Raw genomic sequence first — 609 nt, 5'->3', positions numbered from 1 at the left:
CCACCGGCGTCATGGCCGCACCCGGTTCATCTGGGCCTCGGCCTCGAAGGCGTGGACGTCGAAGCCGAACGCCTCCAGGTCCTTCAGCTGCTCCGGCAGCACGGTCGCCACGCCCGGGCCGCCGGGAACCGCCCGGAACACGTGCTGGGTCGCGTAGCCGGTCTCGCGCTCACCGGGCTCGATCGAGACGACCTCGCTGACCCACCGGTCGCGGCGGGCCTGGTCGCCCTCCAGGCTCGTGGTCTGCAGGTGGACCTGGACGATCAGGTCGATGTGCTCGGTGATCGCCCGGGTGGCGTAGGCCTCGGTCACGTGCGCACCGGCCTCCATCGCGCAGGTGATCAGCTTGCGGATCGCCCCTTGAGCGTTCGCGGAGTGCGTCGTGCTGATCGACCCGGCGCCGGACTGCATCGCCTTGATCATCGCCAGCACCTCCCGGCCGCGGACTTCGCCGACGATCTGGCGGGACAGGTTGAACCGGAACGAGTCGGTCAGCAGGTCATCTAGCGTGATCTCGCCGGCCTGCCGCCCGTTCGGGCCGACCTCCCCCGAGCCGGGGCGCGCCTCCCACGCGACCGCGCGTCGGTGTCGCCGCCCGCCGGTGTGCGG

The 609-nt window shown here is 71.9% G+C and carries 1 protein-coding gene; it reads right to left on the bottom strand.

What is annotated here, in order from left to right; translation table 11 throughout:
* Positions 1 to 9 precede the first annotated feature (9 nt).
* Positions 10 to 609 (bottom strand): ATPase, T2SS/T4P/T4SS family (locus FRW57_RS22585; protein WP_162529497.1); only part of this gene is annotated, 600 nt, incomplete at its 5' end.

It is taken from the genome of Segeticoccus rhizosphaerae, from assembly GCF_009192725.1.
Classification (GTDB): Bacteria; Actinomycetota; Actinomycetes; order Actinomycetales; family Dermatophilaceae; genus Segeticoccus; species Segeticoccus rhizosphaerae.
Note: the sequence above shows the minus strand (reverse complement) of the source record. Positions and strands in the feature narration are given on the sequence as shown.